Genomic DNA, 18,491 nt, shown 5'->3' with positions numbered 1-18,491 from the left:
CCGATAACCAAACTTCAAACCACAATGAAACACCATATCATTCTGTTGGCAGCCCTTGCCACCTTCACGGGGTGGTCATGCAGTTCGGACGGGGACGACGAAGCCGCCGTCCCGACCGTCGCCCTGACCAATCCCGCCGACAACGCCCGTGTAAATCTCGCCGCAGGAGCCTCGACCACCTTCGGCTGGACAGCCGTCGACGGCATCGCCGACTACAGGCTCGTGCTGAGTCTCTCCGAAGAATTAACCGACCCGCAGACCTTCACCATGAAAGGCAATCCCTTCTACCTCACGGCGACGGATTTCGACACCGCGGCCGCAGCGCTCGGAATCGGAGACGGTGAACAGCGCAAGATCTACTGGAGCGTGACCCCGGCGGATTCGAAGCCGGTGAAGACACAGGTCCGGGTCATCGACCTGACCCGGACGGAGACGCAGGCCGCCGTGATCGCACTGCTGTCGCCGGCCGACAACGCCCCGATGGACCTCAATGATAAGACACTGACCGTAGAGTTCTCTTGGTCGAAACCGGCCGAGGTTACACAGTGTAGCGTGCTGTTCTCCCTGTCGCAGGAGCTGACCGACCCCGTTTCGGTCGACGCGGGCGACCTGAAATCGCTCAAATACGCCTCCGTCGATGCCTTCGACGCCGTGCTGGCGCAGATAGGGCTGAGAGCAGGAGAAGAAAAGACCGTCTATTGGAGCGTCCTCCCGGCCGAAGGACACGAAGAGGTCGGAACGCAAGTGCGGAGCATCCGCGCCCAACGAATCGCTCTGAGCCTCGTCCGGCCGGAAAAGGATGCCTCGATCATGCTGACATACACGCCCGACGGCGGAGAGGCTCCGACACCCGTCGTCTTCGAATGGGCCGACAACGGTGCCTCCTCCTACGAACTCGTATTCAGCGCCAACGCCGACATGTCCGCCCCCATCCCGGTGACAGGACTGACGACAAATACCCGGTCGTTCACCCACACCGAACTGCAGGAACTGCTGATTGAACCCGATGCCTTCGGACTCCGCCGCTACCTGCCGAACCCGCTGTACTGGAATGTCAAGGCCGACGGAAAGTGGATGGCCGACGAACCGGGGACCTTCTCGCTGAGGGGCATGATGGTTTTCGTCGACAAGCGCAACAACGGACAGGAGGTCAACGTCTACCGCGTCGCCGTCATCAAAGCCGCGGGCTACGAGGCCGTCTGGCTGGCCGACGACCTGCGCACATCGTACTCCGCCGACGGTCAGGACCTGACCCGTGTGACCGAAGATTCGGGCAATGAGTTCAACCAATTCGCCGGCCCGGGCCGTACCTACGAAGGACAGGCCGCAGGAGCCGCGAATGCAAAGGTGATCCCGCAATATTTCCTCGATCTGAAGACGATGTACTATCGCTGCTCGGCATCGACGGCCGGTTACCTCTCCTCCGGAGCGTGGAAACTGCCGACGCTCGCCGAATGGAAAGCCCTTTTCGACGCCGCAGGACAAGCTGCTGAGGGCGGTGGATGCTACGTCATAAAGGATTACGACCGTTATGCCGCCGACGAGCACGGCACGCCGACATTCGACTACCAATGGTCGCCCGCCCGCGAAGAGTGGAACACATGGCAGATGAACATGGGCCCCAACGGACGCTTCTACTACGGATACAACACCTACGTCTATTTCAACTGGGGCACCGACTTCAGCGGAGAAGGAAATTCCGCCCACGAGATGTTCTACGTCTACGACTATCAGGGCGACGCCTCCCAGAACGGCAAGTTCTTCTACTACTGGTCGGCCGGCGAACCGCCTTACAGCGCCGAAGGTGCCTCGGGCTGGTGGGGTTCGGCCAACTCGCTGGCCCCTGCACGCCTGATCTACAAGGGACGATGACCGGAACCCTCAAAAAACACACGACGATGAAGACATTCCTGAAAATAACGTTGCTGGCCGCCGCGGCCGTTACGGTTTCCGCGTGCGAGAACATGATCGACCCGCCGCCCTTCATCAGGGAGACGTTGCCGCCCTCGCCGCCTCCCGGTCCCATCAAGCCGGTCGAGGCGCTGGCCAACCCCGAACGAGGCTACCACCTCGAATACGCCTATTATGCCCACAAGACGCTGCTGGACAACGGCTCCGTCGCCGACCCCGAGACCGAGGCGCTGTTCAGCATTCCCGAACTGGTCGGCCGCTGGGGGTACGACGGCAGTTCGCGGCTGATCCAACTCTACATCTACCTCAAACAGTGGTCCGGTTCGGACCTGCCGCAGTCGGCGCTGGACAACATCCAAAAGGCGTTCGACATCGTGCGGGCCGGCGGATTCAAGGTGATCCTGCGCTTCGCCTACAACGACGACATGTATGTGAACAACCGACTCGACAAACCGGAAACCATCCGCCGCCACCTCGAACAGCTCAAACCGCTGCTGGAGGCGAACACGGGACTCGTCGCCACGATGCAGGCCGGGTTCCTCGGGGCATGGGGCGAATGGCACTCGTCACCGCTGACGGACAACGACCAGCAGATCAAGGACGACGTGGTGAACGGCCTGCTCGAAATCTTCCCGGCGCCACGCGGCGTGCAGGTGCGCGAACTCGCCCGGAAAGATGCGCTGGCGCTCCGGAACACGTCCGACTACCCGCGCATCGGCATCCACAGCGACTTCTTCACGGCCGGCATGGACCCCATCGACAAGATGAGCATGCCCGGCGAGGAGTACAACCGCATGAAAGAGCAGTCGCCGCACTTCTATATGACCGGAGAGATTCCCTATGTCGAAGACGAATACGGATTCGTGCAGATCATGGATATCTCGAAAGTCATGGTCATCCTGCGCGACCAGCACTTCTCGGCTTTCGACATCACCCAGAACTACGAACTCAACATCCAGAACTGGAAGGTGCAGAAAGTCTATCCCGCATTGCTCGACGCCAACAACATGCTCTATGACGAAACCTATTTCCAGCAGGGCGAGAACGTCGTCAACCGCTCCTTCTACGAGTTCGTGCGCGACCACCTCGGCTACCGCATCAACGCGAAATCAGTCGGAATTTCCGTCTCCGGAGGCAGCATCCGCTGCGACATCACGCTGACCAACACCGGATTCGCCGCTCCGCTGAACCCGCGCAAGGTCTTCCTTGTGCTTATCGGAACCGATGGAACGATTGCTTCCGCGACGGAACTGACCGATGTCGATCCGCTCGGCTGGCAGCCTTATGATCCCGCTTCGGGCAACTACACACCCCTGCAACACACCATCTCGGCTTCAGTTCCCGCCGCCGGACTCTCCGGCAGCTACAAGGTCGGCATCTGGATGCCCGATCCGCTGAACGAGGGCCGCGGCGGGGACTACGACCTGCTGTGGGCTCCGGGGCCGCTGGCCGAACACTGGACCGACGCCGGGGAGATGCGCCGCGTGAACATCGTGGGAACCGTTGAAATCTGATGCCGTGAGATACTTTCCCAAACCGACAGCCTTGTTGCTGGCGGCGCTCGCATGCAGGGCCGCCATGGCCGGAGCCCCCTCCGGAGCGGCCCTGCAACCGGCGGCCGAAGGAATGATGTACCGCAGTTACGAATACCTGTGGGACGAATCGCGCCTGCTGGAAAACCCCTACAAAGGGTGGTACCACCACTACTACGACAACGGCGTGTGGGCCTATGGCATCGGCGGCGACGGGATCGGCGAGGACGACGCCCTGCGTCCCGGAGAGTTCGCTCTGCTGGAGAAGTTCCCGGGCATGGACCACCTTTATCTGCGTCTGGCGTGGAGCTATCTCGAACCCGAGGAGGGGCATTTCGACTGGAGCCTGATCGACGAAGTGGTGAACAAATATGTACCGCTCGGCTACGGCATTTCATTCCGCATCACCTGCCGCGAGACGGGTAGCTGTCCGGGAGCCGTGGGGCAGTGCGTCGACGGGATCAACTATGCGACGCCCAAGTGGGTGCGCGATGCCGGGGCCACCGGGACAGACCTCCCGGCCGGTTATAACGGCTCGGCACACTCGTGGTCGCCGGACTACGGCGATTCCATCTTTCTGACCAAGCTGGAGAACTTCCACCGGGCCTTTGCCGCGCGTTACGACGGCAAACCGTGGCTCCGCTATGTCGACATGGGTTCGGTCGGGGACTGGGGCGAGGGACACACCCATTTCTCGACCCGGCAGGAAACCTCCAACGAGGTGATCAAGAAACACATCGACCTCTACTGCAAATACTACCGTCATTCGCTCCTCGTAGCGGTCGAAGGACTTTTCTGCTACCTCAAGGAGCCGTTCGACGGTGCGAGGGAGGGCAACGGACGCATCCTCGATCTGGCCGAATACTGCCGCCGCAAGGGCGTGGCTTTCCGCAGCGACAGTTTTCTGGTGGATTACTACATGCAGACCTCAACCGGGAACTGGTCGGTGACCCGCCCTTACCTGTTCGAAATAATGTATCCCGACCGCCCCGTGATCTACGAACTGGAGCACTACTCCTATGCCAAACGCGAGGGGCATTGGTTCGGGCAAAACGGCGAAGGCGTCAACCGCTACGGCTACTCGGGGGCGGTATTCTTCGAGAAATCGATGGAAGTGGCGCATGCCTCCTACATCGGGTACCACGGTTATCTCAGCGAGTGGTTCGCCGACAATCCCGACCTTTCGGTGCATCTGGCCAACCGTGCGGGTTACTGGTATTTCCCGGTCTCGGCAACGTGGCAGCCCACAGTCGGAAGAACGGGGAACAAACTCGCCGTACGCTGGCTCAACCAAGGAGTCGCACCCGCTTACAACCCCTTCGTCCTGCGCCTGCACCTGACCGGCAGCGAAAACAGTACGGTACTGACTGTCGATGCGGACAACCTCCGCTGGATGCCCGGCGAAGCCCGGACCGAAGAATATGTCTATGACATTCCGGACACCTGCCCCCCGGGGAAATACCGGCTCTGCATCGAACTTTACGACCGACACCTCGACCGGAGAATCGAAGTGGGGCTGGGCGAAAAACACCTCACACCCGACGGACTGATCCCTTTGGGCGAGGTACAATTGGAATAACGGCACGACCATGAAACTCCGGACCATCCTTGCGGCAATAACATTGCTGACGGTCGGCTGTCGCACACACGACCCGCAGCACGACAGCCTGACGCTGTGGTACGACGGCACAGCCCGCAGCTTGGGCGGACGGAGAATACCGGGGTCTGAAAGCCCGCGGCAACGTCACGGTCGGCTGTCGGTGGCGGAACGGTCAGGTGTGCGAAGTGACGCTTTGCAGCGCCGCAGACAGCCCGCTTCTGCTGTGCATTCCGGGCCGGGAACCTGTATCCGTCGCCTGCCGCGCCGGAGAGGAAAGACGTCTGACATTTCGGGGAATTGCCCGAATTTGACTTTTTGGATTGGCGGCAAACCTAAATTTCGTATATTTGGATGGAGATAGAACTGATTGCGCCCGTTATTATTCGAGAGAAATCCATGTCGGACCGGAAAGATTTTTCGCACATCTACATCACTTACTACGCCCGTATGAAACGTTTCGCACGGGAATATGTCGTGTTGGCGGAGGATGCCGAGAACATCGTGCAGGATGTTTTCCTCGAACTGTGGGGCAACTGGGACCGGATGCAGGATTCGGCCAACTTGTTCGCCTACCTCTATCTGGCCGTCAAGAACCGGAGCATCGACTTTCTGCGCCGCCGGAGCGTCTCCCTGCGGGCCGAAGAGCATATCACCCGGGAATACCGTCTGACTCTGCAGCTCAATTACGAAGCCCTCACCGCTTTCGACGACGTCTCCTCTGCCGAGGAACTGGAACGGATGCTCAATGAAGCACTCTCCGCGCTGCCGGAACGCTGCCGGCAAATCTTCGTCATGAGCAAGCTCGAAGGCCGGAAACAATATGAGATCGCCCGGACGCTCGGCATCTCGGTCAACACCGTGGAAAGCCAGATGGCCATTGCCTACCGCAAGCTCCGCGCGGTGCTGAAAAACTATTCGCCCCTGCTGTTGTTCCTGCTGGGCATCCGTTAATCCCCACAACCGTGGTCTATTCCGGCAAAAATGCGTATCTTTATCCGCCGGACCTTTCCCGGAATAGGAAATTTAACGAACAATACATACCGAATGATGAAACCCTACAGAATTTTATGGCTCGGCTGCTGTCTGGCGGTCGCAGGCTGCGGAGGCGACAAGTCCCCCGGCCGGAATTACGACAAGGAGATCGATCGGCTCATGGGCCGCATGACGCTCGCCGAGAAGATCGGCCAGATGAATCAGGTCTCGGGCCAGAGTAACCCCACCGGCGTCCTGAAACAGTACTCGTCACTCGAAGGGCGCGTCCGCGAAGGAAAGATCGGAACCGTGCTCAACGTCACGGGAGCCGCCACGACACGGGAACTCCAGCGGATCGCCGTCGAGGAGACCCGGCTGGGCATTCCCCTGATCTTCGCGCTGGACGTGATCCACGGTTACAAGACCATTTCGCCCGTGCCTCTGGCCGAGAGCTGTTCGTGGGACATGTCGGCCATCGAAGCCTCGGCCCGGATGGCCGCCGTCGAAGCCTCGGCAGCGGGTCTGCAATGGACTTTCGCCCCGATGGTCGACATCGCACGCGATCCCCGCTGGGGCCGCGTCATGGAGGGAGCGGGGGAGGACCCCTACCTCGGGTCGCACATCGCCCGGGCCCGTGTCCGGGGATTTCAGGGCGACGACCTCTCGGCGCCGAACACCATCCTCGCCTGCGCGAAGCATTTCGCAGGCTACGGAGCCTCCGAGGGCGGCCGCGACTACAATACGGTGGACATCTCCGACCAGCGGCTGCGCGAACTCTACCTGCCGCCGTTCAAAGCCGCCGCAGACGCGGGTGCCGCGACTTTCATGAACTCGTTCAACGAACTCTCGGGCGTCCCGGCGACCGGCAACCGATTCCTCGTGAAGCAGATACTGCGCGGCGAGTGGGGCTGGGACGGCGTCATCGTCTCCGACTGGGGTTCCGTGGCCGAGATGATTCCCCACGGCGTCGCCGAGGACAAGAAACAGGCCGCACTGCTGGCCGTGAAGAACGAGTGCGACATCGACATGGAGGGCGACTGCTATCCGAGTTCGCTCGAAGAGCTGGTGAGGGAGGGCAAGGTCTCCGAAAAGGAGATCGACCGCTCGGTCCGCCGCATCCTCCGGCTGAAATACGAATTGGGACTCTTCGACGATCCCTACCGCTACTGCGACGAACAGCGCGAAAAGGAGGTGACCCTCTCGGCGGCGCACCGTGAAGCGGCCCGCGACATGGCCCGCAAGTCGATCGTGCTGCTGGAAAACCGCAAATCGGTGCTGCCTCTCGGCAAACCCCGCTCCATCGCCGTCGTCGGGCCGCTGGCCGACAGCCCGGTGGACATGCTGGGCGAATGGCGGGCCAAAGGCGACCCGAAGGAGGTCGTGACGATCCTCCGGGGCATCGAGAAAACCGCCGGAGCCGGCACGCGGATCACCTACGCCAAGGGCTGCGACGTGACGGGCGGCGACCGGAGCGGTTTTGCGGCGGCCGTCGGCGTTGCGCGCAACGCCGACGTGGTGATCGCCTGTCTGGGCGAGAGCGCCGACATGAGCGGCGAGGGCTACTGCCGCTCGGAGCTGGGTCTGCCGGGCGTCCAGCAGGAGCTGCTGAAAGAGCTCAAAAAGACCGGAAAACCCGTCGTCCTGCTGCTGAGCAATGGCCGGCCGCTGACGCTGGCGTGGGAGAAGGAGAATATCGAGACGATCGTCGAGACCTGGTTTCTGGGCACCGAGGCCGGAAACGCCGTCGCCGACGTGCTGTTCGGCAAATACAACCCCTCGGGCAAACTGGTCATGTCGTTCCCCTACAACGTCGGCCAAATCCCGGTTTACTACAACCACAAGCACACGGGGCGCCCGTTCGAGCCCAATCAGCGTTATGTGATGCACTACATCGACGCCCCGGTCGATGCGCTCTATCCGTTCGGCTACGGACTCAGCTACACGCGCTTCGAATACGGCGAGCCGACGCTCAGCAGCGACCGGATGGCCGCCGACGGCACGATCACGGCGACGGTAAAAGTAACCAATGCGGGCGACTACGACGGCGAAGAGGTCGTGCAGCTCTACATCCGCGACCTCAAGGCGCAGATCACCCGCCCGGTGAAGGAGCTGAAAGGATTCCGGAAGATTTTCCTCAAGAAGGGCGAATCTACCGACGTGACTTTCGACATCACACGCTCCGAGCTGGAATATGTGCTGGCCGACGGCTCCGTCGTCTCCGATCCCGGGGAGTTCGAGCTCTTCATCGGCGGCAACTCCGCAGGGCTCCGTCCCGTTCGATTTACAGTACTCTAAACATATAAGTAATACCGATGAGAAAAACGCTTCTGCTGCTTGCAGCCACCGTCGCCTGCACTTTTTCCGTTCAGGCCCAAAAAACCTATACGCTGGCCTCTCCGGACGGCCGCCTGCAAACGACCGTCGCCGCGGGCGACGCGCTGACCTATGCCGTCACGTTCGACGGCCGAACGATACTGGACACCTCGCCGCTCTCGCTGACGCTGGACAACGGCACGACGTGGGACGCCGATCCGCGCGTGGCGGGCGTCACCCGCACAAGCGCCGACAAGATGATCGCTTCGCCGTTCTACCGCGCCGACTCGATCCGCGACCACTACAACGCACTGACGCTGCGCATGAAAGGCGACTGGTCGGTGGAGTTCCGGGCCTATGACGACGGCGTCGCCTACCGCTTCGTCAGCCGCGCCAAAAAGCCGTTCAACATCGTGAGCGAGCAGGCGGACTTCCGTTTCCCCGCCGATCTCGAAGCGACGGTTCCCTATGTGGCAAGGGGCAAGGAGGGCGATTTCGACGACCAGTTCTACAACTCGTTCGAGAACACCTACACGACGGCGCGACTTTCGGAACTGAATTCCGGACGCCTGATGTTCCTGCCGCTGGTGGTCGACGCCGGCGACGGGGTGAAGGTCTGCATCACCGAAACCGACCTCGAAAACTATCCGGGGCTCTATCTGACCAATGCCGGAGCTGCGAAGAACGGCCTGAAAGGGGTCTTCGCGCCCTATCCGGAAAAGCAGGAGCAGGGCGGTCACAACCGGCTCCAGATGCTCGTCCGGGAACGGAAAGACCATATCGCAAAGGTCGACGCCCCGCGTGCGTTCCCGTGGCGCGTGGCGATCGTCGGTTCGGACACCGACCTCGCCGCGAGCAACCTGAGCTACCTGCTGGCCGCACCGTCGCGCCTCGACGACATCGCATGGATCAAGCCGGGCAAGGTGGCTTGGGAATGGTGGAACGACTGGAACCTCTCGGGCGTGGATTTCCGTGCGGGCGTCAACACCGCGACCTATAAATACTACATCGACTTCGCCGCATCGGAGGGTATCGAATATGTGATCCTCGACGAGGGGTGGGCCGTCAACAAGCAGGCCGACCTGATGCAGGTGGTCCCGGCCATCGACTTGCAGGAGATCGTGGACTACGGTCGGCAGAAAGGCGTGGGCATCATCCTCTGGGCAGGTTACTGGGCTTTCGATCGCGATCTGGAGAGGGTCTGCAAACACTATTCGGAGATGGGTGTCAAGGGTTTCAAGGTCGACTTCATGGACCGCGACGACCAGCAGATGACCGCCTTCAACTACCGCGCCGCCGAGACCGCCGCCAAGTACAAACTGCTCCTCGACCTGCACGGCACCCACAAACCCGCGGGCCTGAACCGCACATGGCCCAACGTCCTGAACTTCGAGGGCGTGCACGGCCTCGAACAGATGAAATGGCAGCCGCCGACGGTCGACCAGATGAAATACGACGCGACGATCCCCTTCATCCGTCAGGCCGCAGGCCCGATGGACTACACGCAGGGGGCGATGCGGAATGCCATAAAGAAGAATTACCACCCCTGCAATTCGGAACCGATGAGTCAGGGCACGCGCTGCCACCAACTGGCGCTCTACGTCGTGCTGGATTCGCCGCTGAACATGTTGTGCGACTCGCCGACCGCCTACCTGCGCGAAAAGGAGTCGGCGGACTTCATCGCCGCGATCCCCACCGTGTGGGACGAGACGCGCATCCTCGACGGACGGATGGGCGAATACATCCTGACAGCACGCCGCAAGGGTACGACGTGGTACATCGGCGGCATTACCGACTGGACGCCCCGCGACGTGGAGGTCGACCTCTCGTTCCTCGGCGGAGCCTATGACGCCGTGTTGTTCCGCGACGGCGTGAACGCCGACCGCAAGGCCAGCGATTACAAGCGCGAAACGCTCCGCGTCGACGCCTCCGAACCCCTGAAACTGCACCTCGCACCCGGGGGCGGGTTCGCCGCTGCGCTTACCCCCGCCCGATAAGCCGCACGGCACATCCCAACGGCCGCCTGCACCGGATACGACCCGCAGGCGGCCGTTTTTCTTTTCGTTTTTCAGCCCGGCGATAGCGGATACCGCCGAAATGATATATCTTTGTGCCGGGAACGACTCGCAAAAACTATGGCTAAGATTCTGATTATCGACGACGAAGAGCAACTGCGCGGACTGCTGGCCCGGATCATCTCGCTCGAAGGATACGACGTGACCGAGGCCGCGGACTGCACCTCGGGACTGAAGGCGCTCCGCCGCTGCGATCCCGACGTGGTGCTGTGCGACGTGAAGCTGCCCGACGGCAACGGCGTCGACATGGTGGCCCGGATCAAGGAGGCCGCGCCGTCGGCCGAGGTCATCCTCCTGACAGCCTACGGCAACATCCCCGACGGGGTGCAGGCCATCAAAAACGGCGCTTTCGACTACATCACCAAAGGCGACGACAACAACAAGATCCTGCCCCTGCTGAGCCGTGCGGTCGAAAAGGCCCGGATGCAGCGACGGCTGGCCCGCATCGACGACACCCTGTCCGAACAGCACTCGTTCGAGCGGATCATCGGCCGTTCGGAATCCCTGCGCCGGGCTGTGGAACTGGCCCGCAAAGTCGCCGTAACGGACACCTCGGTGCTGCTCACGGGCGAAACGGGCACCGGCAAGGAGGTTTTCGCCCAAGCCATCCACCACGCCAGCCCGCGGGCCAAGGAGACTTTCGTCGCAGTCAACTGCTCGGCCTTTTCGAAGGAACTGCTCGAAAGCGAACTCTTCGGCCACCGCGCCGGCAGCTTCACGGGAGCCACCAAGGACAAGAAAGGACTTTTCGAGGAGGCCGACAAAGGCACGCTGTTCCTCGACGAAATAGGGGAGATGCCCGCCGAGTTGCAGGCCAAACTGCTGCGCGTGCTCGAAAGCGGGGAGTTCATCAAGGTCGGCGAAACGCGCCCCACGCGGGTCGACGTGCGCCTGATCGCCGCCACGAACCGCGACCTCGAACGGGAGATTGCCGCAGGCGGTTTCCGCGGGGACCTCTTCTTCCGGCTCTCGGTCTTCCGCATCCAACTGCCGCCGCTGAGCGAACGGCGGGGCGACATCCCCGAATACGTCCGTTTCTTCGCGGCGCAGTTCGCCGCCAAGATGGGCAAACGCATCGACACGATCGACGACCGCTATATCGCGGCCCTCGAACGCCATCCTTGGCCGGGCAACGTCCGCGAACTGCGCAACGCCGTGGAGCGCAGCATGATCATGGCCGACGGCAACAGCCTCACAGTCGACTGCCTCGCCCCCGAATTCCACACGGCGGCCGGCACCGCCGCCCCCGATTCGCTGGCGCTCGAAGACCTCGAACGCCGCCACATCCTCCGGGTGCTGGAACACACCGCGGGCAACAAGGCCGAAGCCGCCCGCCTGCTGGGTATCGGCATCGCCACGCTCTACCGCAAACTCGAAAGCTACGGGGTGAAATAACCGCCCCGGCTTCTCATTCCGAGAGGGCCGCCTTATCATTTTGATAGGGCGGCCCTCTTTTTTGGCACACCTCCGAAAAACGCAACATCCTATCCACCAATCACTTGACCCGTAAATTCCGGTTCTGGCACCGCCTTCGTATGCTATGGAGCGAAACCAAACGGAAGATTCGACATGGCAACCCTGATAATCATACTGCTGATCGCGCTGTTTTGCGGCGCCATGTTGCTGCTGGACCGGATGCTGTGCGGTTATGTAAAATTGATGTCTAACTCAAAAAAGAAGCGAAAATGAATGAAATCGTACTGTTCCTGCTGCTCTGCGCCCTCGGCGCACTATGCTACGGGTTCTATTTCAAATGTGTGGATTGGTTCGAAAAAATCTGAAGAAAATGTTTACAGGACTACTTATTCTGAGCATCGCCGGGTTCATCTACCTGATGTATGTGCTCGTAAAACCCGAAAAATTCTGAATCGATGAATACCGAAATTTTAGGCGTCATCCTGCAATGGACCCTTCTGGTGACGCTCTGCTATCCGCTGGGACGTTACATGGCCAAAGTCTACCGCGGCGAGCGTACATGGCTCGATTTCATGGCTCCCGTCGAGCGTCGTATCTATAAGTTCTGCGGCATCAACCCCGCGCAGGAGATGAACTGGAAACAGTTCCTCAAAGCGCTCCTGACGGTCAACCTCTTCTGGTTCTTCTGGGGTATGCTGCTGCTCGTCTTTCAGGGCTGGCTGCCGCTCAATCCCGACGGCAATCCGGGACAGTCGCCCGATCTGGCGTTCAACACCTGCATCTCGTTCATGGTCAACTGCAACCTGCAGCATTACAGCGGCGAGACGGGCCTGAGCTACTTCACCCAACTGTTCGTCATCATGCTCTTCCAGTTCGTCACCGCCGCCTGCGGCATGGCCGCCATGGCCGGCGTCATGAAGGCGCTGGCGGGCAAGACGACGAAGACCATCGGCAACTTCTGGGTCTTCCTCACCCGCAGCGTGACGCGCATCCTGATGCCGCTGTCGCTCGCGGTCGGCATCCTGCTGGTCGTCAACGGCACCCCGATGTCCTTCGACGGCAAGCAGTCGCTCACGACGCTCGAAGGCGCCGAGCAGGTCATCTCGCAGGGCCCCACGGCAGCCATCGTGCCCATCAAACAGCTGGGCACCAACGGCGGCGGCTACTTCGGCACCAACTCGGCGCACCCGCTCGAAAACCCCAACGCCTTCACCAACATCCTCGAATGCTGGTCGATCCTGATCCTGCCGATGGCCATGGTCTTCGCCTTCGGATTCTACACCCGCCGCCGCAAACTCGCGGCATGGATCTTCGGCGTGATGCTCTTCGCCTTCACGGCAGGTATCTTCGTCTCCGTTCCGCAGGAGACGGGCGGTAACCCCAATATCGACGAAATGGGCATCACACAGGACCTCGGCTCGATGGAGGGCAAGGAGATCCGCATCGGTTCGGCCGCTTCGGCCATGTGGGGCATGGTGACGACCGTCACCTCGAACGGTTCGGTCAACTCGATGCACGACTCGCAGACTCCGCTGAGCGGCATGATGCAGATGCTCAACATGCAGATCAACTGCTGGTTCGGCGGCGTCGGAGTGGGGTGGATGAACTACTTCGCCTTCCTCATCATCGCCGTCTTCATCAGCGGACTGATGGTGGGCCGCACGCCCGAGTTCCTCGGCCGGAAGGTCGAAGCGCGCGAGATGAAGATCGCCACGCTGGTCGTGCTGATGCACCCCTTCCTGATCCTCGTCGGCACAGGTATCTCGGCCGCCGTAGCCGCCGCAAACCCCGAAATAGGGTGGTTGAACAACCCTTCGTTCCACGGACTGAGCGAGATGCTTTACGAATACACCTCCTCGGCCGCCAACAACGGCTCGGGCTTCGAGGGGCTGGCCGACAACACGCCGTTCTGGAACATCTCGACGGGCATCGCGCTCATCATGGGCCGCTATTTCCCGATCGTGGGGCAGATCGCCATCGCGGGACTGCTGGCCTCGAAAAAGTGCATTCCCGAGAGCGCCGGAACACTCCGCACCGACACGGGCACCTTCTCGCTGATGACCTTCGCCGTCATCATCATCGTCGCGGCCCTCTCGTTCTTTCCCGCACTGGCACTGGGTCCGATCGCCGATTACCTGACTTTCTAAACAAGCTACCGCCATGAAACAAAATCAAAATAACTCCCTCTTCGACCGCACGCTGCTGCGCCGGAGCCTCCGCGCTTCGTTCACGAAGCTCGATCCGCGGCAGATGGTCAAGAACCCGATCATGTTCACCGTCGAGGTCGTCACCTTCGCCATGCTGTTGCTGCTGGTCTGGATCGCCGTGACGGGCAACACATCGCAGGGCTCGCTGCTCTACAACACCGTGGTCTTCTTCGTGCTGCTGCTCACGGTGCTCTTCGCCAACTTCGCCGAAGCCATCGCCGAGGCCCGCGGCAAGGCGCAGGCCGACTCGCTGCGCAAGACCCGCGAGGAGACCCCCGCCAAACGCATCGAGCCCGACGGACAGTCGCACATCGTCAGCAGTTCGGCCCTGAAACAGGGCGACCTCTTCGAATGTGTCGCGGGCGACACCATCGCCGCCGACGGCGAGATCGTCGAGGGCCTCGCCTCGATCGACGAGAGCGCCATCACGGGCGAATCCGCCCCGGTGATCCGCGAGGCGGGCGGCGACAAAAGTTCCGTCACGGGCGGCACGAAAGTCCTCTCGGACCGCATCCTCGTGAAGGTCACCGCGCGGCCCGGCGAGAGTTTTCTCGACAAGATGATCGCTCTGGTCGAGGGCTCCTCGCGCCAGAAAACTCCGAACGAGATCGCGCTGACCATCTTGCTGGCAGGCTTCACGCTCGTCTTCGTGATCGTCTGCGCCACACTGAAACCCTTTGCGGACTATGTGGGTGCCAACATCACCGTCGCGGCCTTCATCTCGCTGTTCGTCTGCCTGATCCCTACCACCATCGGCGGCCTGCTGTCGGCCATCGGCATCGCGGGCATGGACCGCGCCCTGCAGGCCAATGTCATCACCAAGTCGGGCAAGGCCGTCGAGACCGCCGGCGACATCGACACGCTGCTGCTGGACAAGACCGGCACCATCACCATCGGCAACCGCAAGGCCACGAATTTCTACCCGGTCGACGGAGTCGACAAAAAGGCGTTCATCCGTCTCTGCGTCCTCTCGTCCGTCGCCGACCCGACGCCCGAAGGCAAATCCATCGTCGAACTGGGCGCCGACGCAGGGGTCCGCATCGACCCGGTGTCGATGGTCGGGGTCCGCATGGTGAAATTCACCGCCGAGACCAAGAGTTCGGGCGTCGACATGCCCGACGGACGCCGCATCCGCAAAGGCGCCGCCGAAGCGATCCTGCGTCTCGCCGCGGAACAGGACAACACCTGCCCGGCGGAGATCGCCGCCACGACGCGCCGCATTTCGGAAAACGGCGGCACGCCCCTCGTGGTCTGCGAGAACGAGCGGATCATGGGCGTCATCGAACTGCAGGACATCATCAAGACCGGCATCCGCGAGCGCTTCGAGCGCCTGCGCCGGATGGGCGTGAAGACCGTGATGGTCACGGGCGACAATCCGCTGACAGCCAAATACATCGCCGAGAAAGCGGGCGTCGACGACTTCATCGCCGAAGCCCGGCCCGAGGACAAGCTCGAATACATCCGCCGCGAACAGCAGTCGGGCAAGCTGGTAGCCATGATGGGCGACGGCACGAACGACGCCCCGGCGCTGGCGCAGGCCGACGTGGGCGTGGCAATGAACAGCGGCACGCAGGCCGCCAAGGAGGCGGGCAACATGGTCGATCTGGACAACGACCCCACGAAGCTGATCGAGATCGTCGAGATCGGCAAGCAACTTCTGATGACGCGCGGCACGCTCACGACCTTCTCCATCGCCAACGACGTGGCGAAGTATTTCGCCATCGTCCCGGCGCTGTTCATTGCCTCGATCCCGTCACTCGGCGCCCTGAACGTCATGCACCTCCATTCGCCCGAAAGCGCCATCCTCTCGGCGGTGATTTTCAACGCCCTGATCATCCCGCTGCTGATCCCGCTGGCCCTGCGCGGCGTGACCTACAAACCCATCGGAGCCTCGGCCCTGCTGCGCCGCAACCTCTTCATCTACGGTCTGGGCGGCGTGATCGTTCCGTTCATCGGCATCAAGCTGATTGATATGTTAATAAGTGTGTTCTTTTAAAGTATCGCTTCAACCATGAAAAACCTCTGGATTTCACTCAAAATAACGCTGGCAATGTGCCTGTTGCTCGGCGTGGGCTATGTGCTCGTACTGCGCGGCGTATCGGCCGTCGCAGGTCCCAACGGCGGGAAGGCCGACGTGGTGACGCTCGACGGACAGATCGTCGGCGCCGCGAACGTGGGGCAGTCTTTCACGGACAGCGCCCATTTCTGGGGCCGTCCCTCGGCCGTGGACTACAACGGCGGCGGCTCCGGCGGCAGCAACAAGGCCACGACCAACCCCGAATACCTCGCCGAGGTGGAACAGCGCATCGAGAATTTCCTCGCGGCGCATCCCTACCTTTCGCGCGAAGAGGTTCCGGCCGAAATGGTCACGGCCAGCGGCTCGGGTCTCGATCCCGACATCTCGCCCCGCGGCGCACAGGTTCAGGTGCAGCGTGTGGCCGAAGCCCGCGGACTGGACGTCGCGGCCGTGCAGCGACTAGTCGACACCCAGACCCAAAAACCGTGGCTGGGACTCTTCGGAACGGCAAAAGTCAATGTCCTGCGCCTGAACGTCGCGCTGGAAGAAATGAGTAAAAACTAAACCCATGAAAATCGACAAGACCATGAAACGCTGGATATTCATCCTGATGACCGCACTGGCGGTCTTCCTGACCGCCGACCTCTGTGCCCAAGAACGCGGCGTGAAATTCTCGGGAGGCACGGATGTGGTGAGCGGCTACATCTGGCGCGGCGTCTGGGAAGCCGGAGCCAGCCTGCAACCCACGCTGACGATGACCGCCGGGAACTTCTCGGCGACGACATGGGGATCAGTGGACTTCGCCGCCACCTCCTATAAGGAGATGGACCTGACGTTAGCCTACACCCTCGGTCCCGTGACCCTCTCGCTGGCCGACCTCTACTGGGAGGGCGGCGCCGGCGACCGCGGTACGGTCAGCCACAGCTACTTTCGCTTCGGGGCCGATTCGCCCCACCGCGTCGAGGCGGGCATCGCATGGCGCATCAGCGAGCAGGTACCCCTCACGCTGGCGTGGAACACCGTGCTGTTCGGCGCCGCCGATGTCAACACGAAAGGGGAGCGTGCCTACGCCACCTATGCCGAAGCCTCGTATCCTTTCGCCGTAAAGGGCGTGGAGATGAAGGCCGGCATCGGCATCGTGCCGTGGAACGCCGTCGGCACCTACGGCATCGACCGCGATTTCTACGTCCAGAACATCTTCCTGAACGCCGGGAAGAGCTGGACCGTGCTCGGATCGCTCCAACTCGGCATCTTCACGTCGCTGGGCTGGAACCCCGCGGCGGAGGACGTGAATTTCGTGGGCGGATTCTCATTCCGGATGTAACGATGGAGAAGCAGGACAGCGTTCAGCGCTTTCTGGAACTGATCCGGCGTTCGCACCGCGGCAAGTTCAAGGTCTACATCGGCATGAGCGCCGGCGTGGGCAAGACCTACCGCATGCTGCAGGAGGCCCGCCAACTGCTCGATGCGGGGGTGGACGTCAGCATCGGCTATATCGAAACGCACGGCCGCACCGAAACGGAAGCCCTCGTCGAAGGGCTTCCGTTCGTGCCGCGCCGCAGGCTCTTCTACAAGGGCAAGGAGCTCGAGGAGATGGACACGCAGGGGATCATCAACCTGCATCCCGAAATCGTCGTTGTGGACGAGCTGGCCCACACCAACATCGAGGGCAGCGGCAATCCCAAGCGGTGGCAGGACGTGATGCAGATTCTCGACGCGGGAATCAGCGTCATCTCGGCCGTCAACATCCAGCACATCGAGGGGCTGAACGAGGCCGTGGAGAAGATCACCGGCGTCGAGGTCCGCGAGCGGGTTCCCGACAGCGTGCTGGCCATGGCCGACGAGGTGGTGAACATCGACCTCACGGCCGACGAGCTGATCGGCCGCCTGAAGGCCGGAAAGATCTACCGTCCCGACAAGATCGCCGCGGCGCTCGGCAACTTCTTCACTCAGGACAACCTGCTGCAACTGCGCGAACTGGCGCTGAAGGAGGTGGCGCTGCGCGTCGAGAAGAAGGTCGAGAACCAGATGGCCGAGGGGGACAAGCTCCGCCACGACAAACTGCTGGCCGTGATCGACAGCAGCGAGAAACGCGCCCGCCGGGTCATCCGCAAGACGGCGCGCATGGCCACGCACCTGAACACCTCGTTCACGGTACTCTACGTCCAGAGCGACCGCGAGGCCGCCGACCGCATCCCGCTGGCCCGCCAGCGCTACCTGATGAACAACCTGAACCTCGCCGCGGAACTCGGGGGCGAAATCCGCCGTGAACACTCCAACGCCCCGGTGGAGACCATCGTCGGATTCTGCCGCGAACAAAAAATCAACATCGTCTGCATCGGACGTCCCGAATTTTCGCTAATTTCGCTGCTGAAAGGCGCATTCGGCCTGCGGCGGCTCATCGGAAAGCTGTCGCGCATGAACATCGATCTTTTTATCTTTTCATAA

General features: G+C 61.7%; 13 protein-coding genes and 1 pseudogene. All 14 read left to right on the top strand.

The genetic code is table 11. The features are described from left to right. Nucleotides 1-24 precede the first annotated feature (24 nt). The 14 genes and pseudogenes from BN5935_RS11410 to BN5935_RS11350 all read left to right on the top strand — a co-directional run bounded on the left by BN5935_RS11410 (nt 25) and on the right by BN5935_RS11350 (nt 18,491). A complete protein-coding gene (locus BN5935_RS11410) occupies nt 25-1,872 on the top strand; it encodes a SusE domain-containing protein (protein WP_064976192.1) in 1,848 nt (615 codons plus the stop codon). A gap of 26 nt (nt 1,873-1,898) precedes the next feature. Beyond that, the gene (locus BN5935_RS11405) at nt 1,899-3,425 is read left to right on the top strand and encodes a DUF4874 domain-containing protein (protein ID WP_162272073.1); all 1,527 of its coding nucleotides are present in this window, start codon (nt 1,899-1,901) and stop codon (nt 3,423-3,425) included. Nucleotides 3,426-3,429: 4 nt separating this feature from the next. Beyond that, nucleotides 3,430-5,022, top strand: a complete 1,593-nt coding sequence (locus tag BN5935_RS11400) for a DUF4832 domain-containing protein (protein WP_147625818.1) — start codon at nt 3,430-3,432, stop codon at nt 5,020-5,022. Between the two features lie 119 nt (nt 5,023-5,141). Then, a pseudogene (locus BN5935_RS15730) lies at nt 5,142-5,354 on the top strand (glycoside hydrolase family 95-like protein); the annotation flags it as partial. 85 nt (nt 5,355-5,439) lie between these two features. Next, nucleotides 5,440-5,994, top strand: a complete 555-nt coding sequence (locus BN5935_RS11395; RefSeq protein ID WP_064976189.1) for an RNA polymerase sigma-70 factor — start codon at nt 5,440-5,442, stop codon at nt 5,992-5,994. Between the two features lie 93 nt (nt 5,995-6,087). Next, a complete protein-coding gene (locus BN5935_RS11390) occupies nt 6,088-8,310 on the top strand; it encodes a glycoside hydrolase family 3 N-terminal domain-containing protein (protein WP_064976188.1) in 2,223 nt (740 codons plus the stop codon). Nucleotides 8,311-8,327: 17 nt separating this feature from the next. After that, nucleotides 8,328-10,325, top strand: a complete 1,998-nt coding sequence (locus tag BN5935_RS11385) for a glycoside hydrolase family 97 protein (protein WP_064976187.1) — start codon at nt 8,328-8,330, stop codon at nt 10,323-10,325. Nucleotides 10,326-10,463: 138 nt separating this feature from the next. Then, the gene (locus BN5935_RS11380; RefSeq protein WP_064976186.1) at nt 10,464-11,798 is read left to right on the top strand and encodes a sigma-54-dependent transcriptional regulator; all 1,335 of its coding nucleotides are present in this window, start codon (nt 10,464-10,466) and stop codon (nt 11,796-11,798) included. Nucleotides 11,799-12,156: 358 nt separating this feature from the next. After that, nucleotides 12,157-12,270 (top strand): potassium-transporting ATPase subunit F, encoded by a 114-nt coding sequence (locus tag BN5935_RS15220; RefSeq protein ID WP_317041640.1) that lies wholly within the window; start codon nt 12,157-12,159, stop codon nt 12,268-12,270. 4 nt (nt 12,271-12,274) lie between these two features. Then, on the top strand, nt 12,275-13,966 hold the full coding sequence (kdpA, locus tag BN5935_RS11370) for a potassium-transporting ATPase subunit KdpA (RefSeq protein ID WP_064976184.1): 1,692 nt from the start codon (nt 12,275-12,277) through the stop codon (nt 13,964-13,966). A 13-nt stretch (nt 13,967-13,979) separates the two neighbouring features. After that, nucleotides 13,980-16,022, top strand: coding sequence for a potassium-transporting ATPase subunit KdpB (gene kdpB, locus BN5935_RS11365; RefSeq protein WP_064976183.1), 2,043 nt, complete (start codon nt 13,980-13,982; stop codon nt 16,020-16,022). 15 nt (nt 16,023-16,037) lie between these two features. Beyond that, nucleotides 16,038-16,607, top strand: a complete 570-nt coding sequence (locus tag BN5935_RS11360; RefSeq protein ID WP_064976182.1) for a K(+)-transporting ATPase subunit C — start codon at nt 16,038-16,040, stop codon at nt 16,605-16,607. Between the two features lie 4 nt (nt 16,608-16,611). Then, the gene (locus BN5935_RS11355) at nt 16,612-17,367 is read left to right on the top strand and encodes a hypothetical protein (RefSeq protein ID WP_204244909.1); all 756 of its coding nucleotides are present in this window, start codon (nt 16,612-16,614) and stop codon (nt 17,365-17,367) included. A 2-nt stretch (nt 17,368-17,369) separates the two neighbouring features. Further along, nucleotides 17,370-18,491 (top strand): histidine kinase, encoded by a 1,122-nt coding sequence (locus BN5935_RS11350; protein WP_064976181.1) that lies wholly within the window; start codon nt 17,370-17,372, stop codon nt 18,489-18,491.

It is taken from the genome of Alistipes provencensis (assembly GCF_900083545.1).
Classification (GTDB): Bacteria; Bacteroidota; Bacteroidia; order Bacteroidales; family Rikenellaceae; genus Alistipes; species Alistipes provencensis.
This window is presented reverse-complemented; position numbering and strand designations above follow the sequence as displayed.

Excerpts from the sequence above, each read along its gene's own strand:
- BN5935_RS11410 (WP_064976192.1), top strand. The coding sequence starts at position 25 with ATGAAACACCATATCATTCTGTTGGCAGCCCTTGCCACCTTCACGGGG.
- BN5935_RS11405 (WP_162272073.1), top strand. The coding sequence starts at position 1,899 with ATGAAGACATTCCTGAAAATAACGTTGCTGGCCGCCGCGGCCGTTACG.
- BN5935_RS11395 (WP_064976189.1), top strand. The coding sequence starts at position 5,440 with ATGTCGGACCGGAAAGATTTTTCGCACATCTACATCACTTACTACGCC.
- BN5935_RS11390 (WP_064976188.1), top strand. The coding sequence starts at position 6,088 with ATGATGAAACCCTACAGAATTTTATGGCTCGGCTGCTGTCTGGCGGTC.
- BN5935_RS11385 (WP_064976187.1), top strand. The coding sequence starts at position 8,328 with ATGAGAAAAACGCTTCTGCTGCTTGCAGCCACCGTCGCCTGCACTTTT.
- BN5935_RS11380 (WP_064976186.1), top strand. The coding sequence starts at position 10,464 with ATGGCTAAGATTCTGATTATCGACGACGAAGAGCAACTGCGCGGACTG.
- BN5935_RS15220 (WP_317041640.1), top strand. The coding sequence starts at position 12,157 with ATGTGTGGATTGGTTCGAAAAAATCTGAAGAAAATGTTTACAGGACTA.
- kdpA (WP_064976184.1), top strand. The coding sequence starts at position 12,275 with ATGAATACCGAAATTTTAGGCGTCATCCTGCAATGGACCCTTCTGGTG.
- kdpB (WP_064976183.1), top strand. The coding sequence starts at position 13,980 with ATGAAACAAAATCAAAATAACTCCCTCTTCGACCGCACGCTGCTGCGC.
- BN5935_RS11360 (WP_064976182.1), top strand. The coding sequence starts at position 16,038 with ATGAAAAACCTCTGGATTTCACTCAAAATAACGCTGGCAATGTGCCTG.
- BN5935_RS11355 (WP_204244909.1), top strand. The coding sequence starts at position 16,612 with ATGAAAATCGACAAGACCATGAAACGCTGGATATTCATCCTGATGACC.
- BN5935_RS11350 (WP_064976181.1), top strand. The coding sequence starts at position 17,370 with ATGGAGAAGCAGGACAGCGTTCAGCGCTTTCTGGAACTGATCCGGCGT.